The sequence below is a fragment of the Streptomyces sp. ACA25 genome, from assembly GCF_028200735.1.
GTDB lineage: Bacteria > Actinomycetota > Actinomycetes > Streptomycetales > Streptomycetaceae > Streptomyces.
In genome coordinates this window covers 1-581 of the sequence record NZ_JAQKPV010000082.1, presented here as the reverse complement: position 1 = coordinate 581, position 581 = coordinate 1, and the positions used below count along the sequence as shown (strand labels likewise).

Sequence of the window (581 nt, the reverse complement as noted above, 5' to 3'; positions counted from 1 at the left end):
AAGCAGATGTACGCGAAGTTTGTCTCCACCCTCGGAGAGAGCCCCCACAACCGTGAACTGGTCCGCCCGGACTGGGTCCACCTCATCCGCTCCCAAGCATTCGCGAACCTGTGGTGGCGCGCCTACAAGGCCGCCGCCACCGCCGGACTGACCGTGGTCACGGTCGCGGGCACGGACGAGCTGCACGTGGCCGGTGACTGGCGGACCGTGTTCCCCGAGGGCACCGGCCTGGCCGACATGAAGGTCAAGACCGACTCACGTACCGGTGAACCCGTCACCTACACCGCCACCCTCACCGGACGGGACACCTGATGGCCGACGACAACCGCTGGGCCGACCTCGGCGCGCTCGGCGCCCAGGGCGTGCCCGGCGCCCGCGCCCTCGGCGCCGGCATCGAGCGGATGGTCACCGGCATCGCCTCCCCGCCCGACACCCGCCGCGGCTGGACCGCACGCCTGAACTACCTCACCAAATCCCCCGCCGGCCGCGCCGCCCTCGCCGACGCCGGGATCAGCCGGCGGGCCCTGGCGGCCTGGACCGCCGGGAAACGCTCCCCCTCCCCGAAGAACCGCGCCAAGCTG

The 581-nt window shown here is 72.3% G+C and carries 2 pseudogenes; both read left to right on the top strand.

What is annotated here, in order from left to right:
* A pseudogene (locus tag PJ985_RS23265) lies at window positions 1-312 on the top strand (DNA-binding protein); the annotation flags it as partial.
* Window positions 312-581 (top strand): annotated as a pseudogene (locus tag PJ985_RS23260) (transcriptional regulator); the annotation flags it as partial. The pseudogenes PJ985_RS23265 and PJ985_RS23260, both read left to right, overlap by 1 nt.